Here is a 21,930-nt window from a genome sequence, read left to right on the forward strand (position 1 = left end):
ATGAAAAAATTACTAAGTACAGCTATGTTAGCTGTTGCAAGCTTTACTACTGCAATTGCCGATGATGTATTTCAGGCAAAAAATGTATATATTGTTGGGATTGAAACGCCTGAAACCATAGATTCAAATGGTGACGTTATGTCTAGTATTGGATCATGGAATATGTGGAAGGTAAGTGTTTCGAAAACGCCAAATGGTGAAGCTTGCAAGATATATTATAGTTATAAACACATTGATTTTAATAGTAATCAAGGTCGATCTGTTTATGCTTTGGGTGTTGCAGCAATGATGAATCAAAAGCCTGTCACATTAACAGGCCAAGGTGGCTATTTTGCGGCAATCATTGTTGGAAAGCACTATGAGCTAAATGATATGACAGAAATTACGTGTTCGAGTGAATCAAATTAAAAGTTACCTAAATACAAAGGCTGTGAGTCATGTATCAATGATACCAGCAAACTATTATTTGACGCTGAAGAATTTATTGTCTTTAAGTTATTTCAGAAATTTTGGTAATTCCTCTGTTGAGCAAACAACTTATCTTTTGCAATGGACATATTTTTTGGAGTGATAATGAGTGATCATACTTTTATAATTGATTGTCCTAGCTTAAACAGATCAGATTTGCCAAGCTAGGGCGGAATTATTTTGTATGATTTGGTATTTTCATTGTATGGTGTGATTGCTGCATAATGATAAGTGTACATGGGTGTTGACGTATGTACATTGAAAGGTTTTGATTATGGTATGGGATATATGATAATTCTGGGGTTAAGCTCTCGGGGGAGTGCGCGATATACCCATCGCCAAGTATTTACGGTGGGTATATGTGGTTTAAAACTTTAGAAGAGTTAGGGGATAAATGGCAACTATTTCAAAGTATCCGATGCACAAGTAATTTTTGCAAATTATGGTTGGTATGTCAGCAAGTGATTTAATTCAATTCAATTCGCGAATGTAACAAGCTAGATTTTTAAATGTTAAATGACAACATTCGCATCAACGTGCTACCATGTACACAATCTATGTCAGAGAAAAACCTTTTTAAATAATGAGTATTAAAACAATCGAATCTTTAATTACCGCTGTACCTGATTTTCCAAAGCCAGGTATTTTATTTCGTGATATTACGCCATTGTTGGCAGATGCCGATGGTCTAACGCAAACGGCAAGCCTTATGGCTGAGCGCATCAAAGAAAAAGGCTTAAAGCCCACAATTATTACAGGGCCTGAGAGTCGTGGGTTTATCTTTGGTGTGGCGTTAGCAAAGCATTTATCAATTGGCTTTGTGCCAATTCGTAAGCCTGGTAAGTTACCACGCGCGATACATGCCTGTGAATATGAGTTAGAGTATGGTGCTGATAGATTAGAAGTGCATCAAGATGCTTTTTCTAACAATGATCAAGTATTGTTGGTAGACGACTTATTAGCAACAGGAGGTACCGCGAGTGCTTGTGTTGAGTTGGTTAGAAAAGCTGGAACCAATGTTTTGGGTTCATTATTTGTGATTGAGCTTAATGGACTCAATGGACGTGATAAAATGCCGCAAGATATCTTTATTGATTCATTAGTTCAATATGACTGAGATTAAACTTCATTTTGACGTTTTACAATATCATCAATTGTTACTGGCATGGTTTAATCAATATGGGCGTCATGACTTACCATGGCAAGGTGATTTTAATCCTTATCATGTGTGGTTGTCTGAGATTATGTTACAACAAACACAAGTCAAAACGGTTATTCCATACTTTCTCAAGTTTATTGATCGATTTTCGCATATCAGTGATCTAGCGCAAGCAAATCAAGATGAGGTAATGCAATATTGGGCAGGGCTTGGTTATTATGCGCGTGCTAGAAACCTGCACAAAACAGCGCAAGTTGTATATCAGAAATATAATGGTGTAATGCCTAATAATATTGATGATTTATTAAGATTACCCGGCATTGGTCGATCAACTGCACATGCGATCTTATCAATTGCATTTAAGCAAGCAACACCGATTATGGATGGCAATGTTAAGCGCGTATTTGCACGTGTTTTTGCTATTGATGAAGTGTTATCAGGTGCCGTCATTGAGAAAAAATTATGGCAATTGGCGTATACACTTATGCCAACAAACAAAACACAAAATTATACACAAGCACAAATGGATTTGGGGGCGACAATCTGTACACGAACTAAGCCAAAGTGTGGGCTTTGTCCATTGCAAGGTATTTGTTTGAGTTTTGCCAGTGAGCGTGTTGATCAATATCCGCGAAAAAAAGAAAAAAAGGTAAAGCCAGTTCAATCAGCAGTGTTTCATTTGTATCAATATCAAGATGAGCTGCTCCTGATCAAAAAACCAAACAAAGGTATCTGGGGTGGGTTGTATGCATTACCAGAGTCTGCGTTAAACATTGGTGAATATAGTCATATGCTATGTGAAGAGCAAAAGCATATATTTACCCATTTCGAGCTTTATTATGATATCAAAGTGTATCAATTAACTCGGAAAGCAACAGTTGATGATGCTTATTGGGTGAGCAAAGATAATATAAAGGAGTATGCATTGCCGGCACCATTGGCAAAGCATCTGATTTGCTAACAAGGGTTAAGGCTAAATATTCACCTAATACACCAAAGTATGCTCACCGTACCCTGAGCATCAGTCGAAGGGTAACTACACTTCATAGAGGCTTCGACTTACGCTCAGCCAACGCTTACGCAATAAAAGTAGTCAGGAATGTGGTCATAGCCCTAACAAGTGATGCAGATGCATATTAGAAAAAAGTGCGTAATTGGATGAAATGTAACATTAGGCAGTTGCGTGCTGGCTAAGCACTTGGAAAATCTCTTTGGTCACTGTATCAACACTTTGATTGCCATCGACTTTAACATAAGTAGGCCTTTTAAGCTTGGTGCCTGCTGTATCAAAATGCTGGTAGTATTCAATCAATGGTGCAGTTTGCGCATGATAGACATTTAAGCGATTTTTAACCGTTTCTTCTTTGTCATCTTCGCGTTGAATCAAGTCTTCACCAGTTTGATCATCTTTGCCAGTCACTTTGGGTGGGTTATTGTCAATGTGATAGGTGCGACCTGATGCCTCATGGATTCTACGGCCTGACATGCGTTTGATAATGATATTGTCATCCAAAGTGATCTCAATAATAAAATCAATATTAATACCAAGCTTTTTAAAAGCGTCGGCTTGCCCTAATGTGCGTGGTACGCCATCAAGCATAAAACCATTGTTACAATCAGCTTGCGATAGACGCTCTTTAACGATTTGCATAATAAAATCATCAGAAACAAGCTCGCCAGCATCTAATATTTTCTTTAGCTTCATACCGGTTTCAGAACCTGACTTGATCGCTGCTCGCAACATATCACCTGTGGAGATCTGTGGAATATTGAATTGTGTTTCAATACGTTTTGCTTGTGTGCCTTTACCAGCCCCTGGTGGACCTAGAAGAATAATGTTCATATGTTTTCCATTAAAAGTAAAAATAAAGTGTGGCTCTATGATAAAAAGAAATGGTTTAAAAGTCTTTTAAAAAATTGGTTAGGTTTAAATTTTCATCCGTTTATCGTTACCGTACCCTGAGCGTGAGTCGAAGGGTAAATATGCAAATGATAAACGTATAAAGGCTTCGACTGCGCTTAACGTTTGCCCCCCCCCTCACCCGCGCAGCTTAAGCTGCACGACCTCTCCCACAAGGGGAGAGGTATTAGCTTATAAAATTTACTCTTGAGCTATTACTAAATTTGCAAATAAGAAATACTGCAAAATGGTTTGTGATGAATATATCAGTAGTATAAAATGACGCGGTCTTAAAACAGCAAGAAGATTGAGAACTATGTGCGGTGTTGTTGGGATTATTGGGCATGAGCCTGCAAATCAAAAGTTGTTTGATGCGTTGACGATGTTGCAGCATCGTGGGCAAGATGCCGCAGGTATTTTGACCTGTGATGGTTATCATATGTCGTTACGCAAAGATAAAGGGCTTGTCGTTGAAGCGATTCGTACACGTCACATGGAGCGCTTGCAAGGCAATTTAGGTATTGGTCATGTGCGCTATCCAACCGCAGGATCAGATAGTGTTTTTGAGTCACAACCTTTTTATGTCAACTCACCTTATGGCATTGCCTTGGCACATAATGGGAACTTAATTAATACCACGCAAATTCGCAAAGAGTTGTTGGAGCATGACTTTCGTCATATTAATACGAGTTCAGATTCGGAGCTTTTACTTAATGTATTGGCCTCAGAATTACACAAAGCAGAAGTTTCATTAACAAACTTTTCAACCGATATCTTTTTTAATGCATTAACCAAGCTTTATCAACGTTGTATTGGTGGCTATGCCGTTGTTGGTGTGATCGCGGGCGCTGGTTTATTTGCCTTTCGTGATCCGCATGGCATTCGTCCTTTGGTGTTGGGTGTAAAGGAAGTCGATGGCAAAAAAGAATATATGGTTGCCTCTGAAACCGTTGCATTAGACTGTGATGGTTATGAGGTGATTGGTGACTTAGGTGCCGGTGAGGCGATCTTTATCTCTCTTGATGGTGAGCTTACGCGCAAAGTATGCGCCCCGAACGCTAGCTTATCACCGTGCATTTTTGAATATGTTTATTTAGCGCGACCTGATTCTGTGATTGATGGGGCGTCTGTTTACAGTGCGCGCTTAGAGATGGGACGCATTGCCGGCAAAAACATCTTAGCTGAATTGCCAGAGCATGATATTGATGTAGTGATTCCTGTGCCTGACTCAGGGCGCCATGCTGCATTGCCATTGTCACGCGTTTTAGATGTGCCATATCGTGAAGGTTTTGTCAAAAATCGCTATGTTGGACGCACATTTATCATGCCAGATCAAGCAGCGCGCCAGAAATCTATTCGCAAGAAGCTCAATACCATTGATCATGAGTTTAAAGGTAAGCATGTGTTGTTGGTTGATGACTCTATTGTGCGTGGTAATACATCAAAATTGATTGTTGAGATGGCAAGAAAAGCGGGTGCACGTAAAGTCTCAATCGTATCAACGGCACCTGTGGTCAAATACCCTAATGTTTATGGTATCGATATGCCAACGCATGATGAGCTTATTGGTCACAATCGTAGTATTGATGAAATTCGTCAGTGGATTGGCGTGGATCATTTATTTTATCTAACAACCGATGATTTAGTTGCCGCTGTACGTAAACAGGCGCCACACTTGCAGTATTTTGATACCTCAGTGTTTGATGGCAAATATGTTACCGGTGGAATTGATGAGCATTATTTTGAAGCATTACTCAATCATCGTAAACAACAAGTAGAAAATACGTCATCAAAATTAGGTGCTGTTGATATGCATAATCAAGAATAACATGAGATTATGACTAACAATTAAGTTGCCATATTCGGGCTTGACCCGAATATCCATTGTTACCAATAAGCTATTGCTTAGGCACTTAATATGAGTGGTCCCCTGAGCGTAAGTCGAAGGGATTAAGCCTGAAATTAAAACAGAATGATAGTGTAAGTTTTTAGAATGAATTATTTTAATCAAGCAACAATTGATACGTTTTTGCCATGCAAAACCCCCAAAGCGTGGATAGATAAAGCGCTTAAATCGATTGATATCCTACTGTTAGATCATGCGCATTGTGAGAAAAAGGCAGCATCTGCTGCTATTAGCTTTATGTATCGCAAGTCAACTGAGTATCCAGAGCTTTTGCTTAGAATGTCAAAGATTGCTCGCGAGGAGTTAGTGCACTTTGAACAGGTACTAAGCATTCTCAAAAAGCGCGATATTGAATATCGTCTATTGTCAGAGTCGCGCTATGTCAAAGAGCTAAAAAAGCATGTGCGCACGTCAGAGGAAGGACGTCTTGTTGACACACTTATTATTGGTGCTTTTATCGAAGCACGATCGTGTGAGCGCTTTGGTGCTATCGCGCCTTTTTTAGATGAGGAGCTAGAGAAATTTTATTTGGGATTATTAGCATCAGAGCAGCGTCATTTCACTATTTATCTTAAATTTGCACAACAATTTGCCACCGATGATATCAAGCACCATATTAAGCGCTTTGCTGCAGTAGAAAAGCAGCTGATAGAGTCACCTGATACTGAGTTTCGTTTCCATAGTGGGATTTAAGATCCACGTTTTTTTCGGCTAAAGTTGCTTTCTTGAATATTGTATTTTCGTCAGTTCCTATCTATCATTATCAAGATTAAGAGAGAAAACAAAAAGTAAGTTTGTATTCAAGCTTATGGGATATCTTTTCGTTGTATACCCATCGTAATCATTTTGCGGTGTTTTTTGCAAAGTGGTTTGTGACGGGTATAAATACGATATTGATATCTTATGTATGGAGGAGACAATCATGCAGATAAATGATAAGACCAAGCGATGGTTGTTTGATATGTATAATAAACAAAGTATTGTGACGGTTAAATCACATAATATTCGTTATGTTGGGGTGCTTAAACATATCTCAGCCGAGCATGTCATGATCGATATGCCTTTTGGTGTTAAGAAAATAAGTTTTACCGAAGTGGATAAAATCATTGAACATAAACATTAATTTAGAATATGATCTGTTAGTAATCCTAAGAATAGTTGAGTTGCCAATGTAGTCTTTAATGCGTTAATTTTTTCATAAAGTTTTTACATTTATCAGTAAAACAGGTAGGCTTTGCTCTTTTACAAGAGCAAAGTATTTTTGAATTTAATTTTTTGAATTTTTTGAGGAAAAATAATGTCTGAATTTCTACAGGCGCTGAATAAGCGACGCACATTTGCGATTATTTCGCATCCGGATGCCGGAAAAACTACGTTAACCGAAAAGATGTTGTTATTTGGAAATCTAATTCAATTAGCAGGTACAGTAAAGGGTAAAAAATCAGGTCGTCATGCAACATCTGATTGGATGGAGCTTGAGAAGCAACGGGGTATTTCAGTCACCACATCGGTAATGCAGTTTCCTTATAATGATTGTGTGGTCAATCTATTAGACACTCCAGGGCATGAGGACTTCTCGGAAGATACTTATCGCACTTTAACCGCAGTTGACTCAGCTTTGATGGTTATCGATGGCGTAAAAGGGGTTGAGGCGCGTACCATTAAATTGATGGAAGTGTGTCGCTTAAGAACAACACCAATTATAACTTTCATCAATAAATTTGATCGTGATACACGCGATCCAATGGAGTTGATGGATGAAGTTGAAGATGTCCTTAATATTCAATGCGCACCAATGACTTGGCCAATTGCCTCAGGTAAAGAGTTTAAAGGGATCTATCATCTATATAATGATGAAGTCATTTTATTTGAGACGGGACATGGTCATCATATCCATGACTATCAAGTCATCAAAGGGCTTAATAATAGCGAACTAGATGACAAAATTGGTTATTTGGCAGATGAGCTAAGAGAAGAAGTGGAACTTGTCAAAGGGGCAAGTCACGCGTTTGATCTTGAGAAATATCGTCGCGGTGAGTTGACTCCTGTGTTTTTTGGTACGGCATTGAGTAACTTTGGTATTAAAGAGATGCTAGACACCTTTACCGAATGTGCGCCATCACCAACACCAAGAACGACTGATATACGTGAAGTAAAGGCAAGTGAAGAGCCATTAACGGGCTTTGTCTTTAAAATCCAAGCGAATATGGATCCACAACATCGTGATCGTATGGCGTTTTTTAGAATTTGTTCGGGCAAATATACAAAAGGCATGAAGTTGCAGCATGTGCGCATGAATAAACAAGTGCAGATTGCTAATGCATTAACTTTTGTTGCAGGCGAGCGCGAGTCTTTAGAGGAAGCCTATCCTGGGGATATTATCGGCTTGCATAATCATGGCACGATTCAGATTGGTGATACTTTTACTCAAGGTGAGATACTTAAATTCACGGGTATTCCTAACTTTGCACCTGAGCTTTTCCGACGTGTGCGTTTAAATGATCCATTGAAGATGAAGGCGCTTTTGAAAGGTTTAATTCAATTATCTGAGGAAGGTGCGACTCAAGTCTTTAGACCATTGAATAATAATGATCTTATTCTTGGCGCGATTGGTGTGCTACAGTTTGATGTTGTCGCCCATCGCTTGGAAAATGAATATGGTGTTAAGTGTAGTTATGAGCAGGTCAATGTTGTCGCATCTCGTTGGGTAGAGGCAAGTGACAAGAAAAAACTTGAGCAATTTAAAAATAAATATGCAGATAACTTGGCGCTAGATGGCGGTGATCACTTAACCTATTTAGCAACAACGCGTGTTAATCTACAAATGGCACAAGAGCGCAATCCAGATATTCAGTTTTTGGCTACAAGGGAACATTAAAAAGAAAACAATCGACGAGCCACTAGATCTATTCAAGGAGGGAGGAGGGAGGAAGTTGATACTAGCAACTCGTCGAAAGAGAGCGCCACTATACTAAGCTTTTTGCATAATGGAAAGGTATTTTTGTAAATATTTACAAAAAATTTACAAAATCTTCATATTCATCATAAATCATTTTATCGTGGGCTTTCTAGCTTAGAAAAATGGCAATGCATCTAAACTCAAATCAATGCCATTAGCACGTGCTTGGCGTAACCAATAGTTTGATTTAAAGAGATTGGTTGATACGCCAATGCCTTTCTTGTACATATATGCCAAATAAATTTGTGCTTCAGCATAGTCATTTTTAGCAGCCTTTTCAATCCAGTAGAAGCCAACAGCAGGGTTTGATTGCACGCCCAATCCTTGGAAGTACATAAGCCCAAGCTTAAATTGTGCTTCTGCATATCCTGTGGCAGCTGAGTACTGAATGTAGTCAACTGCTTTATCGATATTGTTACCACCTGATTGGCTGATTTGTTTACTGTATTCAACCCCTTTATCATAGGCAGCCTTTGGACTTAGTTGTGTGTAATTAATAGGCTCATCATCTGTTGAGCTTTTAACTGTTTTGGGTTTGTCATTGGTAACCTTAGATGTGTTTTCTAATTTACTACTGATAATGGCATGTGCATTATTATGGTAAAGTGCAGTCACCCCTAAAATAATCGCCAACACAATAACGATGGCACCGATCCAAATTGAAAGATGATTTTTAATAAGCTTCATGTATATTCGCTCCAAACTTCTCGCGAATCATTATGCCTTGCTATGTAAATACTCACAAGCAAATAACGTATTTTCTAGTAAAGTGGCAATGGTCATCGGCCCTACGCCACCTGGGACTGGGGTGATGAAAGCGGCATTTTCCAAGGCACTGTCAAAATCGACATCACCGACAATGCTACCATCATCTAATCGATTGATACCAACATCAATGACCACAGCGCCTTTTTTTAGCCAAGATCCGTTGATAAAGTGCGGTTTACCAACGGCTGCAACCACAATATCAGCACGCGCTAAATGTTCAGTGAGATCATTAGTGAAACGGTGACATGTGGTGACAGTGGAGCCCGCTAATAAAAGCTCCATTAGCATGGGGCGACCAACGATATTAGAAGCACCAACGATGACAGCATGTTTGCCTTTAAAATTATCAATCACCGATTCTAATAATGTCATCACTCCTTTGGGGGTGCAAGGGCGTAACAGTGGATTGCGCTGCATCAATTTGCCAATGTTATAAGGATGAAAACCATCAACATCTTTATCAGGGCGAATGGCTTCAAGTACTTTTTCGGCATCGATGTGCCTAGGCAGTGGTAATTGCACCAATATGCCATCAATCGTTGGCTCATTGTTTAGCTGGTTAATAAGGTTTAATAACTCATCGTTACTAACGTCTTCATTAAGATCGTAGTTTAAAGATAAGAAGCCAACTTCTTCACAGGCTTTACGTTTGTTATTGACATATATTTGTGAGGCAGGGTTATTGCCAACAATAATTACTGCAAGTCCTGGAATACGTTTGTTTTGTTCTTTTAATTGATCAACTTGTGCCTTGATTTCTAGTCTGATTTCTTGCGCTTTCTTTTTGCCATCAATAATTTGTGCCATAGCATAGGTTCCTGTTTTCTGCTTTTTTACTTTTTCTATTTTTCTATAGGCTTAAGTTGGTACTACATGATAGACAATTCACGTGTTATTTTAAACAACATTTATTAATGTTCTTGAATCGCGCCAAAAGATCGTCTAGTTTAAGCGGTAGTGCTTTATATCATTGGTATTAATGAATGAAAAAACATATTATTTTCGGAATTGTGACAGCAATTTTATTGTTGATCATTATTTATTTTGTGTTTCTAGCAACCGCCAAAAAAGAGATGAGTTTTCATGTTGAACCTACAGGCGTTATGGTAGCAGCGGTCAATGAGCGCAATATCCCACTATCAGCTAAAGGAACAGGTTTATTGATTGCGCCAAATACGGTCACACTTAAAGCGCAAATTGCGGGAATTGTTAACAGTATTGATTTTGTTAGTGGTCAATATGTTAAAGAAGGGCAACTTCTGATGACGCTAGATGATACCAAACAAATGGCAGATGTAAGTTCTACGTTGGCAGACTTTACAAAATCTGAGGCGCAATATAAGCGAACAGATACTTTATATAAAGAAAATAATGCGGTGTCACAAAGTGAGCTAGATAATGCCAAAGCAAGCTATATGCAGACAAAAGCACAATATGATGCCGCATTGTACCAGTTATCCAATACCAAAATTGTAGCCCCTTTTAGTGGTTATTTGACATTAACGACCTTAGCAAAAGGCAGTTATGTTTCAGCAGGAGACACCTTGGTGTCTTTAGTGGATAAGGAGAATCTGCAATTACAATATGCGTTACCGGAATCCTATGCCAGTAGTATTAAGCTTGGGCAAACGGTTGATTTTAAAGTTGATGCATTTCCAGGGCAGGTTTTTCATGCCAAGGTTGATTATATCTCTCCAGATGTTTCAGATGATAATTTGACCTTTACTGTGCGTGCTGTATTTAAAAACACGGATAATCTGTTAAATCCTGGTATGAGTGTTTATATCTCACAAATTATCAAAGAAAAGAATACGGTATTGGCGGTGCCAGAAAGTGCATTAAGCGCGCAAAGTGGTGGTTTTATCGTTTATGTGATTGTTGATGGTAAAGCCAAAATAGTACCTGTGCAAATTGGACAAATTGACAAAGGTTATGTCAGTGTTTTAGAAGGTTTAAGTAAAGGGCAAGAAGTGATTGTCTCTGCCGAGGGTAATATTTCTGATGGTGTTGCCGTTAAGGTGGAGAAATAAATGAAGCTGCCTGAGATTTGTATTAAACGCCCCGTACTGTCATTTGTGCTTAATGCTATATTGGTATTATGTGGTTTATTAAGTTTTAGTTATGTTAAGTTACAATTTGAACCTACGGTGTTTAAACCCGTATTAATGATTCAAACCAATTATCCAGGGGCAAGTGCCGATGTAGTGCAAAAAGATGTTACCCAACAGCTCGTTGCCGCAATCTCAGGGACGGAGAATCTAAGTTATATCGAAGCGACATCAATGCAAGATCAAAGTCAGATTAAACTGAACTTTGGCAATATTGATCAAGAGAAATTCATTACCGCACAATCTGAAGTGATGCGTGATATTGCTGGTGTTGATCTACCGCAAAACGCACAAACACCGCAGATTAAGCAGCGTGGTAATGGCTCGCAAGTAATGCTTATCGGCTTTCAAGATAGCAATCGCTCAACAGAAAGCTTAACATCTTATATCAATGATACGATTACCAAACAATTAGCACAGATTCCAGGCGTCGGTGATGTGCAAGTTTATTCCGAAGGCTCCGCACTACGTATAGAGCTTGATCCCAAAGCAATGGCGATTTTGAAAATCTCAGCCATTGATGTTGTCAATAAACTAGAGCAATTGAATCGTAATGTCTCTGCGGGACAACTAATTACTAATAACAACACTTATACGATTAATGTCGATAGTGCATTAGATAGTATTAGCAAGTTTGAAAACCTGATTATTGCTAAGCATAATGGCAAGCTGATTTATTTAAAGCAAATTGCCAAAATATATTTGGGCAATTTATCACTTGCCAATGGCTCAATCAGTATTATTGATGGTGAGCCAGGTGTTGTGGTTAATGTCTCGCAAACCAGTGATGCGAATCCGATCGATGTCGCTAATGCCGTTGCAAAGGCCGTTGAACAAATGCAAGGTTCATTGCCACCGGGCATGAAAGCCAGTGTACTCTTTAATGTGGCAACCTCACTGAAAGCTTCTTTATATGAAGTTATTAAGACGATTATTGAAGCCATTATCTTAGTATCATTGATTTCATTATTGTTTTTAGGACGCTTTAGAGCGGCACTGGTGCCCATCGTTACCTTGCCGGTATGTCTAATTGGCGTGTTTGTGATTATCTGGCCGCTAGGCTTTAGTATCAATATGATGACATTACTTGCTATTGTGCTAGCCGTAGGACTTGTGGTTGATGATGCGATCGTCGTCCTTGAGAACTGCTACCGCTATATGCAAAAGGGCTATAATGCGTTTGATGCAGCAATTTTAGGTAGTAAAGAAATTGGCTTTGCGATTATTGGCATGACCATTACATTGGTTGCCGTTTACATCCCCATTGCATTTATGAATGATAAATCAGCCGTTTTCTTTCGTGAATTTGCCTTTACCTTGGCTGCAAGTGTTTTAATCTCAGGTTTTGTGGCATTGACTTTGTCACCTACTATGTGCGCACATACTTTGGGTAATGCAAGAGAAAATCGCTATGAGAAGTTTGTTACCAGAGTGTTTGCAAGCTGTGAAAAAGCATATAAAAAATCACTCTACTTCGTGTTGCAAGTCCGCTTTTGGGTCATTGCTATCTTTGTGATTTTGATTATTGCAGGGATTGGTTTGTTTCGCTCGATGCCTACAGCACTGCAGCCTAATGATACCATTGGCGTGGTTGGTGTGAATATTGTCGGGCAAAGCAATGCAAGCTCAGATTTTATCATGCAAAAACTTGATGAGATTCAAAGCAAATTACCGAGCAAGGTATTTGATCATTCATTTGGCTTTGTTGATACACAAAGTGGGCAAACATCAGGTTTCTCAATGAATATTTTAAAAGAGGATCAAGTCACCAATGCCTATAAGGTAGCGCGCGAGTTAAATGGAATAATTAAAAACACTCAAGGCATACAAGGTAGCAGTTGGGTATTTCCATTATCAGGTCGTAATCAATCAGGTGATGGCGATATTCAAATGTATCTATTGAGTATGGATGATTATCAAACACTTTATAAAAAAGCAGAAAACTTAATCAATATGCTTGGAAAGCTGCCAAGTATATCTTATGCAAGTATAGGTAGTGCTGCGGATAGCGGGCAATTTGATATGAATATTAACTATACCAATGCCGCTTTGTTGGATGTTGATCCGGCTAATATTCAAACCATATTAAACATCATGTTTGGCGGCTGGCAATTATCACGTGATTATGAGACCGGTGGTGAGAGCTTCCCTATTTATGTGCAGTTACCCAAAAGTGATCTTAAGAGTTTTGGTGTTTTAAATCGTTTGTATATCAAAACTGATTCAGGTGGCTGGGTGCAGCTAGGGCGTTTAGTAAGCATCGCACCGGTGGTGAAAATTCCTTATTTAACAACTTATAACCAAATGCATGCGATGTCGATTAGTGTTAACTTGCAGCCAAATGCTTCAATGGGGCAAGTGGTCGAGCAAATCAAGGCAATTACTGAGCAGCTATTGCCTGGTACAAGTTTGGCATTTAAAGGGGATGCTAAAGATATGCTTGAAGGCAATAACAGCATGATTATTATTTTTATTGCTGGGCTTTTGTTTATATATCTGGTACTTGCTGCACTGTTTGAAAGCTTTGTTGATCCATTTATTATTTTGCTCACGGTGCCTTTATGTGTGATTGGTGCTTTGCTTGGGCTTAAACTTATCGGAGGGACGCTAAATATCTATACAGATATTGGCTTAATCACCTTAATAGGATTAGTATCTAAACATGGTGTGTTGATTGTACAATTCTCTAATGAGCTATTAGCTAAAGGTATAGCATTAAATGAAGCGGTGATCAAAGGCGCTGCAACACGTTTGCGTCCAATCTTGATGACATCAGCAACAATGATTTTAGGTGCTATTCCATTATTGCTAAGTACAGGAGTAGGCGAGCATGCCCGCCAACAAATCGGTATGGTTATTGTTGCAGGGTTATTATTAGGATCACTGTTTTCATTGTTTATTGTGCCGGTGGCATACCAACTACTAAAATCCATAAGACATAGATAGTTTAAGAGATTGTTTTGATTATGTAAGCGCTGGCTGAGCGTAAGTCGAAGCCTCTATGAAGTGTGATTTTCCTAAGCGTACCCACTTCGACTGATGCTCAGTGCATTGCTTCGACTTACGCTCAGAGTAAGGGGTGAGTATTTAGGATTAGTCCAAAATGTCATTATATAAAAGCGCCTATCAGGTAATGAAAGGCAGATTTGTATAAAAAGTTCGTAACTCCAGTAAATAAGAATTTATTTATGGAGGAGGTGGATAGAAGTCTATAAACCGAATATTAGTTCGCTTTTTGCGATGAATCTTTTTGTTCTTGTTGTTTTTGTTGATAAATCATATCAAAGTTAACAGGTGCCAAGCATAGTTGTGGGAAACCACCCTTAGCAACTAAGTCAGAGACTGCCTCGCGTGCATATGGGTATAAGATATTAGGGCAAAATGCATATTGCGCATGATCTAGTTGGCCTTCTTCCATATTAGAAATAAGGAAGATACCCGCTTGTTGTACTTCTGCTTTAAATGCATCAGTATCACCACATTTAACATCTGCTTCAACTGTGAGCACGACTTCATACATATTTTCTTCAGGCAAGCCCGTCACTTTAGTATTCAAAGCAACATTTAATTCAGGTTTCCAATCCTGCTTAAATGCATCAGCACCTTTAGGGATTTCAAATGAAATATCCTTGGTATAAAGTTTTTGGATTTGAAATTGAATATCTGGAGTATTTGTTTCAGTTGTCATTATCTTTCCTTATGTAGTTAAGTTAAGTGTTATTTTCCAAGTAATGGGTTCAGTTTATTGGCATCTTCAAGGGCATACAAGTCATCACAGCCACCGATGTGTTGATTGTTGATGAATATTTGCGGCACTGTCGTGCGTCCTGAAGCACGATTAATCATCTCTTCGCGTAATTCAGGCCTATCACTGATATTATACTCAGTAAAGGTCACATCCTTTTTGCTAAGCAATGCTTTGGCGTTGATGCAATAAGGGCAAGTCGGTTTAGTGTATATTTCAATCATTTAGATGTGCTTTTCCATTTTTGTCGCTTTTGTCGTTGTTATTGTTTTTATCTTTTCTATTTTTTACATCTTTCTTATCAGTATTCATTTCATTATGCGTAACAGTTTTATTATCAGTAGGTAATTTATCTTGTAACCATTGTTTGAAGCCACCTTTTAGTGTGTAAAGCTTATCAAATCCTGCCTTTTTTAACAAATCGCAAACACTAGCACTTTGCGCACCGGTTGCACAATAGATAACAATTGGATTGTTCTTATATTTGTTAAGTGTTTTGGTGTTTTCTTTAAGCTCAGCAGTGCTGCTATTGATCGCGCCAACAATATGACTTTCATTAAAAAGCTTGCTATCACGAATATCCAAGAAAATACCCTTATCACGGTTTGTGAGGTTAATGGCATCTTGTATTGATAGTTGGAAGCGACCTGATTTAGCTTGGCGAATTTCATAACCAAGGTAGATCAAAATAGCAAGGACAAAGATAATACATAGTATTAAATTTTGAGAGATGAAATGACTCAGGTTTGACATGGTTTTCCTATTTTTATATTTGTTTTTTAGCGCGAGCCCTAAGATTAGCAAGGGTCGACTTATTTATTAATATGGTGGATTATAGCGGGTTTAAAATTTAATGAGAAGCCAAACTTGGCACGCTTTTTTTCACGAGTGATTCAATGGCTTTTAGCCATTTAGTAATTGCAGAGCCACGACGATAAACCAAGCCAATCTCACGAAAAGGGGCCGGTGCCTTAAAGTCAATGTAATGAATACCATTGTGTGAGGTAAGTGTGGCAAGCTCAGGGATAATGGTAATGCCAAGCTTAGCAATCACCATTTGCCTTAAAGTCTCAAGACCTGTGGCATTACATTGGATACTTTGTGCAGGATTGATGTTTAAAGATAAGACTTGCTCGCGCAGGCAATGACCCTTTTCTAAGAAAAGCATGGCCTCATCGTCAAGTTTTGATATATCAACCTCTTGTAACTGACTTAAAGGATGTCCATCATACACAGCAAGTTTAAATGTATCTTTAAATAGCGGTAAAAACTCAAGCCCTTGTGGTAGGGAGTCATATGCTAAAAGAGCAGCATCAATTTTACCTGATTGTAGCATCTGAATCAGCGTAGGGCTTTTTTCCTCAATAGGGTATATCTTAATAGGGCTCTTATCCGCTAAAGTTGTGTGAATGAGCTGTGGCAACAGATAATGCGCAAGCGTGGGGAATAACCCAATTCTAAATAATAGATCTTCGGTTTTATTATGCATTGCTGCCAAGTCTCTTATGTCTTGAGCAATGGTTAATAGTGATTGTGCTTTGTCAATAATCTGCTGTCCAATAGCGGTCACAAGCACGCTCTTTTGGAAGCGCTCAAAAATGGCAACACCTAACTCATCCTCAAGCTTTTTAATTTGCATACTAAGTGCCGGTTGGCTGACAAAGCATTCTTGTGCTGCTTTATTGAAGTTTTTATGTTTGGCAACAGCAATAATATATTCTAAGTCACGGATATTCATAATTTTCCATTCAAGGCAGCATTTAGATTTAAGATTACTCGATTTTGTGCCAGAATAAACGATAAAATTAGACATAAAATAATAAGCACCCTTTTGTTATGAATCAATACACTGCTCAATCCATTGAAGTTTTATCGGGTCTTGACCCTGTTAAACGACGCCCAGGGATGTATACCGATACGCAAACGCCTAATCATGTCGCACAAGAGGTGATTGATAATGCAGTGGATGAAGCATTAGCAGGGCATGCCAATAAGCTTAATATCAGAGTCTATGATGATGGTAGTTTTGAGGTTGAAGATAATGGTCGAGGCATGCCGGTTGACATTCATCCAGAGGAAGGGATATCAGGTGTTGAGCTGATTATGACACGTTTGCATGCCGGCGGAAAATTCTCCAAAGAAAATTATCTTTATTCAGGTGGACTTCATGGGGTTGGTGTATCCGTGGTTAATGCATTAAGTTTGCGTGTTGAGGTGTTTATCAAACGTGATGGTAAGCGTTATTTTATTGCTTTTGAACATGGTGACAAGGTTGAAGAATTAAAGATAGTATCCGAAGTTGGCAAAAAAAATACAGGAACTACGGTGCGTTTTTGGCCGGATCCTAAATATTTTGATACACCCAAATATGCAACGCGTAAATTAAAGAACCTATTAAAAGCTAAAGCGGTATTGTGTCCAGGGCTTATTGTTGACTATCAAAACGATGAGCAAAACGATCGCATGACTTGGCAATACGATGGTGGATTATTGGCTTATTTGCAAGAGAAAATTGACGGTCTTGAGATACTACCAGAGACACCATTTTCAGGCTCTTTTAGTGATGGACAATATGTTGTTGACTGGGCACTTTGTTGGCCACAAGAAAGTGATAACCTAATTACAGAAAGCTATGTTAATTTGATCCCGACACCTTTAGGTGGCACACATGTTAATGGCTTGAGATCTGGGCTGTTAGATGCAATGCGTGAGTATTGTGAGCTGCATAATATCTTGCCGCGTGGGGTCAAAATTATGCCGGATGATATCTTTGCGGGCCTTTGTTATGTATTATCACTTAAAATGCCTGAACCGCAATTCTCCGGACAAACCAAAGAGCGATTATCATCACGTGATTGTGTGAACTTTATTGCCACACACGTTAAAGATGCCTTTAGTTTGTGGTTGAATCAAAATATTGAAACAGCAAATCAAATTGCTGAAGCGATTATTTCACGCGCGCAAAAACGTCTTAAAGCTGAGAAAAAGGTTGTGCGTAAGAAAGTCACCCAAGGCCCACAATTGCCTGGTAAATTAACGGATTGTGTAACACAAGATACCCAATATAGTGAGCTCTTTTTAGTTGAAGGAGATTCCGCAGGTGGTTCGGCAAAACAGGCGCGAGATCGTGAATTTCAAGCAGTGATGCCATTAAGAGGTAAGATATTAAATTCGTGGGAAGTTGATTCATCAGAGGTGCTCTCATCACAAGAAATTCACGATATCGCCGTAGCAATTGGTGTCGATCCAGGTAGTGATAATTTAGAAGGATTACGTTATGGCAAGATTTGTATTCTTGCGGATGCCGATTCGGATGGATTACATATTGCGACATTACTATGTGCTTTATTCTTGCGTCACTTTAAACCATTGGTTGAAAAAGGGCATATCTATGTGGCTATGCCACCATTATTTAGAATTGATGTCGGTAAAGAAGTCTATTATGCGCTAGATGAGGCTGAGAAGAATGTTATTCTGCATAAAATTGCCCAAAATAAAAAATCAGCTAAAGCCAATGTTTTGCGCTTTAAAGGCTTGGGGGAAATGAACCCGATGCAATTAAGAGAATCAACAATGGCAATGGATACCCGACGTCTTGTGCAATTGACATTATCGAATGATGAGCGCTTTGATCTAGAGGAAATGGATGAGATGCTTGCTAAGAAGCGCTCATTAGACCGCAAACATTGGTTGGAGCAGCAAGGGAATTTAGCTGATTTGGAGTGATTTAGGAAGAGAAATTACAAAAACGAAACTTCTTTATTGTCATAAACATACGTCAAATATGAATCTAATGTATAACCCTGTGAACGTACTGCTTTAATTGGCGAGCTTGAGTTGTGACCTTGCGTTAATTTGTTGCGGAGTCGATGAACATGAATGTTAACATCACGCACCATGCTTTCTTTGATATTTAAATTCAAATATTTGGCAATTTCTTCACGCATAAAGGTTTTGCTCGGGTCAGACAGTAGAAGTTTAAGCAAGGCGCCTTCTTTATCTGTTAGGTAAATATCTGAGTTATCAGGATGTGTTACCAATGACTTACGTGGATGATATACCCATTTACCAAATTGGATTTGATTGTAATCGCTGATGTTTATGTCTTCAATATTGACTGACCCTGTAATAGCGTATGGTGATTGCGTGGTATTGCGATCACGTAGTTTAGCCTTGATGCGAGCCATAAGAACGTGCTGGTTGTACGGAATCTCAACATAGTCATCAGCGCCTGCTTCAAAGCACAATACGATTTCGGTGGCATCGGTGCTTTTTGAGACAAAGATAATGGCCATGTTTGGATAGCGTTCACGAATGTTTTTGCATAGCTCAATGCCGTACATATCAGGCAGCAATAAATCAAGGAGCACTACTGTGGTGTTTTTATTAGCAGCTAATAAGTCCAAGGCTTCTTGTCCTGAAAGTGCAATGTTTGTTTGGTGCAAGTAACGTTGAAGTAACGTTTGTAGATCTTTGGTATTTTCTTTATTGGTACTAACCAATAATATGCTATTATCTTCTTTCATGGCGTCTCTCATCATCTTTAGGTTAAAAAAATCTCCCAGATCATTGTTAATAATAGATTGAACTAAGTAACACATGATCGTATTGAGCATAATTATATTTAAAATATTTCGGATTTTCCATGTTGTTTATAGCATAACTGCTTAAAAAGTGATTTATTATTCAGAATGTGTTGTAAGTTGACAGATAAAAAATATAAAAACAGATCGAATGTGCTTTTAGTGTTTTTAGTGCTTTATGTAATTTACGCTTAATTGTATTTGGCTTCTTTGTGATCTATAACTTAATAGATTGATAGATGAATGAATTGGAGTGATAAAGTGTCGCGATATTTAAAGTTTGTGAGTTTGATAGGGTTTTATGTTTTGATGCAAGTTGGCTATGCCCAGTCAAAAGTAGCAATTTTTGCCGGAGGCTGTTTTTGGTGTGTGCAGGCTGATTTTGATAAGCTTAAGGGCGTTGTTAAAACTGAGGTAGGATATGATGGTGGGACAACTTTATATCCAAACTACAAACAGGTATCAACAGGGAAAACAGACCATTTAGAGGTTGTTAAAGTTTGGTATGAGGATGATATTCTGGGTTATACTCAACTTTTGAATTATTTCTTTAAGCACATTGATCCAACGGTCAAAGATCGGCAATTTTGCGATTTGGGTGCGCAATATCAAAGTGCAATTCTATATCGAAACAATGAACAAATGCAAATAGCACAAACGGTGATTGAAAAAACTAAAACTTATCTAAACAAGCCAATATATACGCAATTACGTCCGAGCACTATATTCACACCAGCTGAAGAATACCATCAGAAATATTATCTAAAAAATCCTATCAGTTATGCATTTTATCGTTGGCAATGTGGGCGCGATGCACGATTAAAGGAAGTTTGGCAATAAATCTACAATCTATTTAATCCATTTAATGCAGCAACTCGATAGGCTTCAGCCATGGTAGGGTAGTTAAATGTCGTGTTAATAAAGTACATCAATGTATTGGCTTTCCCTTTTTGTGACATGATCGCCTGTCCGATGTGAATAATCTCAGAAGCTTGGCTACCAAAGCAGTGAATGCCTAATAGCTGTAGTGTCTCACGATGAAAAATAAGTTTAAGCATGCCGGCAGTTTTGCCTGAGATTTGCGCGCGAGCAAGATCTTTAAAAAAGGCATGTCCCACCTCGTATGGAATCTTTTCTTCGGTGAGTTCTTGCTCGGTTTTACCAACTGAACTAATTTCAGGCAAGGTATAAATTCCAGTTGGAATATCTTTAATTAAATGGTTGGTGCATTTGCCTTCTGCAATATGCGTTGCAGCAAAGCGTCCTTGATCAAAAGCCGCAGAGGCAAGAGATGGATAACCAACTACATCGCCAACAGCATAAATATGGGGGTGATTAAGGGTTTGATAGTTCTGATTAACTTCAATTGATCCACGGATATTTGTATCAATATCAATTGCATCAAGCCCTAATTGATCGGTGTTTCCAGTGCGTCCTTGGGCAAATAATAGATAATCTGATTTGATGACTTTATTTGATTTTAACTTCAAGATTACTTCGTTATCATTGGCATCAATGCTGTCATAATGCTCATTATGATGCGTGCGAATACCTTGCTCGCGAAAATGGTAACTCAAGGCATCAATAATCTCATTATCAAGAAAAGATAATAGTCGTTCGCGGTTATTAATCAAATTCACACGGATTTTTAATGTGCGGAAAATAGAGGCATATTCGCAGCCAATAACACCTGCACCATAAATAGAGATGGTCTTGGGGTTATCATCAAGATGTAAAATACTATCGCTGTCTAAAATACGAGGATGATTAAAATCAATATCTTTAGGATGGTAAGGTCTTGAGCCAGTAGCAATGACAAAGTATTTTGCTTTGAACTGTTCTTTGGTTTGCTCTTCTTCGTGTGTTGAACAAATACAAATGGTATGTGGGTCGATAAAGCGTGCAAAACCATGCAGCATATCCACATTGTTGCGTTTATAAAACCCTGTTTTTAGCTCGGTTTGAGCATTGATGACACGTGATGCATTCTCTAACATTTGTGGGTAGCTATAATCATGATATTTCGCATGAAAAGAAAAGTGAGATACTGCATGTCGCAGTGCTTTGCTTGGAATGGTGCCTTTATGTGTGCAGTTGCCGCCGATAGTCTCGGATTCAACAATCGCTACTTTAAGACCTGATTTAGCTGCTTTGATTGCTGCACCTTCACCACCAGGTCCACTGCCGATGACAATGACATCATAGTCAAAAGAGTCAAAAGAATCGAATTGCATGGTATTTACGCCTTTCTTGAAATTTGCTGCAAATTGTAGCATATGGACTATGAGCGTGTGGAACTTTTTAAGCATTGTTTCAGCGCAATGATTGATAAGT

Annotated in this window: 20 protein-coding genes; 11 read left to right on the forward strand and 9 right to left on the reverse strand. The window is 38.6% G+C overall.

The genetic code is table 11. The features are described 5' to 3' along the window. The 3 genes from IE867_RS00095 to mutY all read left to right on the forward strand — a co-directional run bounded on the left by IE867_RS00095 (position 1) and on the right by mutY (position 2,588). A complete protein-coding gene (locus IE867_RS00095; protein ID WP_192482740.1) occupies positions 1-408 on the forward strand; it encodes a hypothetical protein in 408 nt (135 codons plus the stop codon). 643 nt (positions 409-1,051) lie between these two features. Further along, the gene (locus IE867_RS00100) at positions 1,052-1,585 is read left to right on the forward strand and encodes an adenine phosphoribosyltransferase (RefSeq protein WP_192482741.1); all 534 of its coding nucleotides are present in this window, start codon (positions 1,052-1,054) and stop codon (positions 1,583-1,585) included. Further along, the gene (gene mutY / locus IE867_RS00105) at positions 1,578-2,588 is read left to right on the forward strand and encodes an A/G-specific adenine glycosylase (RefSeq protein WP_192482742.1); all 1,011 of its coding nucleotides are present in this window, start codon (positions 1,578-1,580) and stop codon (positions 2,586-2,588) included. Before IE867_RS00100 ends, mutY begins: the two co-directional genes overlap by 8 nt. Before the next feature lie 210 nt (positions 2,589-2,798). Here mutY and adk read toward each other — a convergent pair whose 3' ends face one another. Beyond that, positions 2,799-3,470 (reverse strand): adenylate kinase, encoded by a 672-nt coding sequence (adk, locus tag IE867_RS00110; RefSeq protein WP_192482743.1) that lies wholly within the window; start codon positions 3,468-3,470, stop codon positions 2,799-2,801. Between the two features lie 373 nt (positions 3,471-3,843). Here adk and purF point away from each other — a divergent pair, with 373 nt between their 5' ends. From purF to IE867_RS00130, 4 genes are all read left to right on the forward strand, one after another. Next, positions 3,844-5,355, forward strand: coding sequence for an amidophosphoribosyltransferase (purF, locus tag IE867_RS00115; protein ID WP_192482962.1), 1,512 nt, complete (start codon positions 3,844-3,846; stop codon positions 5,353-5,355). A gap of 165 nt (positions 5,356-5,520) precedes the next feature. Then, the gene (gene miaE / locus IE867_RS00120; protein ID WP_192482744.1) at positions 5,521-6,126 is read left to right on the forward strand and encodes a tRNA-(ms[2]io[6]A)-hydroxylase; all 606 of its coding nucleotides are present in this window, start codon (positions 5,521-5,523) and stop codon (positions 6,124-6,126) included. 229 nt (positions 6,127-6,355) lie between these two features. Beyond that, positions 6,356-6,556, forward strand: a complete 201-nt coding sequence (locus IE867_RS00125; RefSeq protein ID WP_192482745.1) for a hypothetical protein — start codon at positions 6,356-6,358, stop codon at positions 6,554-6,556. Between the two features lie 174 nt (positions 6,557-6,730). Next, positions 6,731-8,311, forward strand: a complete 1,581-nt coding sequence (locus tag IE867_RS00130; RefSeq protein ID WP_192482746.1) for a peptide chain release factor 3 — start codon at positions 6,731-6,733, stop codon at positions 8,309-8,311. A gap of 195 nt (positions 8,312-8,506) precedes the next feature. Here the strand turns inward: IE867_RS00130 and IE867_RS00135 are convergent, their stop codons facing one another. Together IE867_RS00135 and folD are read right to left on the reverse strand one after the other, a co-directional pair. Beyond that, a complete protein-coding gene (locus IE867_RS00135; RefSeq protein ID WP_192482747.1) occupies positions 8,507-9,079 on the reverse strand; it encodes a tetratricopeptide repeat protein in 573 nt (190 codons plus the stop codon). Between the two features lie 30 nt (positions 9,080-9,109). Continuing rightward, the gene (folD, locus tag IE867_RS00140) at positions 9,110-9,967 is read right to left on the reverse strand and encodes a bifunctional methylenetetrahydrofolate dehydrogenase/methenyltetrahydrofolate cyclohydrolase FolD (protein ID WP_192482748.1); all 858 of its coding nucleotides are present in this window, start codon (positions 9,965-9,967) and stop codon (positions 9,110-9,112) included. Between the two features lie 176 nt (positions 9,968-10,143). On the opposite strand from folD, the gene IE867_RS00145 reads away from it, so the two are divergent. Together IE867_RS00145 and IE867_RS00150 are read left to right on the forward strand one after the other, a co-directional pair. Then, entirely contained in the window at positions 10,144-11,190 is a 1,047-nt protein-coding gene (locus IE867_RS00145; RefSeq protein WP_192482749.1) for an efflux RND transporter periplasmic adaptor subunit, read from the forward strand. Continuing rightward, positions 11,191-14,214, forward strand: a complete 3,024-nt coding sequence (locus IE867_RS00150; RefSeq protein ID WP_192482750.1) for an efflux RND transporter permease subunit — start codon at positions 11,191-11,193, stop codon at positions 14,212-14,214. Between the two features lie 277 nt (positions 14,215-14,491). On the opposite strand, the gene secB is transcribed toward IE867_RS00150, so the two are convergent. From secB to IE867_RS00170, 4 genes are all read right to left on the reverse strand, one after another. Continuing rightward, positions 14,492-14,956 carry a protein-export chaperone SecB gene (secB, locus tag IE867_RS00155; protein ID WP_192482751.1) on the reverse strand — a complete coding sequence of 155 codons (465 nt, stop codon included), beginning with the start codon at positions 14,954-14,956 and terminating at the stop codon, positions 14,492-14,494. A gap of 29 nt (positions 14,957-14,985) precedes the next feature. Then, positions 14,986-15,237, reverse strand: coding sequence for a glutaredoxin 3 (grxC, locus tag IE867_RS00160; RefSeq protein ID WP_192482752.1), 252 nt, complete (start codon positions 15,235-15,237; stop codon positions 14,986-14,988). Continuing rightward, the gene (locus IE867_RS00165) at positions 15,230-15,766 is read right to left on the reverse strand and encodes a rhodanese-like domain-containing protein (protein WP_192482753.1); all 537 of its coding nucleotides are present in this window, start codon (positions 15,764-15,766) and stop codon (positions 15,230-15,232) included. Before IE867_RS00165 ends, grxC begins: the two co-directional genes overlap by 8 nt. A 97-nt stretch (positions 15,767-15,863) precedes the next feature. Beyond that, the gene (locus IE867_RS00170) at positions 15,864-16,826 is read right to left on the reverse strand and encodes a LysR substrate-binding domain-containing protein (protein WP_192482754.1); all 963 of its coding nucleotides are present in this window, start codon (positions 16,824-16,826) and stop codon (positions 15,864-15,866) included. 23 nt (positions 16,827-16,849) lie between these two features. On the opposite strand from IE867_RS00170, the gene parE reads away from it, so the two are divergent. Beyond that, positions 16,850-18,739, forward strand: coding sequence for a DNA topoisomerase IV subunit B (parE, locus tag IE867_RS00175; protein WP_192482755.1), 1,890 nt, complete (start codon positions 16,850-16,852; stop codon positions 18,737-18,739). Positions 18,740-18,753: 14 nt separating this feature from the next. On the opposite strand, the gene IE867_RS00180 is transcribed toward parE, so the two are convergent. Next, the gene (locus IE867_RS00180; RefSeq protein ID WP_192482756.1) at positions 18,754-19,539 is read right to left on the reverse strand and encodes a response regulator transcription factor; all 786 of its coding nucleotides are present in this window, start codon (positions 19,537-19,539) and stop codon (positions 18,754-18,756) included. A gap of 318 nt (positions 19,540-19,857) precedes the next feature. Here IE867_RS00180 and msrA point away from each other — a divergent pair, with 318 nt between their 5' ends. Continuing rightward, positions 19,858-20,436 carry a peptide-methionine (S)-S-oxide reductase MsrA gene (gene msrA, locus IE867_RS00185; RefSeq protein WP_318779291.1) on the forward strand — a complete coding sequence of 193 codons (579 nt, stop codon included), beginning with the start codon at positions 19,858-19,860 and terminating at the stop codon, positions 20,434-20,436. A 2-nt stretch (positions 20,437-20,438) separates the two neighbouring features. Here msrA and sthA read toward each other — a convergent pair whose 3' ends face one another. Then, on the reverse strand, positions 20,439-21,830 hold the full coding sequence (gene sthA / locus IE867_RS00190) for a Si-specific NAD(P)(+) transhydrogenase (RefSeq protein ID WP_192482758.1): 1,392 nt from the start codon (positions 21,828-21,830) through the stop codon (positions 20,439-20,441). Between the last annotated feature and the right edge of the window lie 100 nt (positions 21,831-21,930).

Origin of the sequence: Cysteiniphilum marinum, assembly GCF_014857925.1 — a bacterium.
In the GTDB taxonomy this organism is placed as follows: Bacteria; Pseudomonadota; Gammaproteobacteria; order Francisellales; family Francisellaceae; genus Caedibacter; species Caedibacter marinus.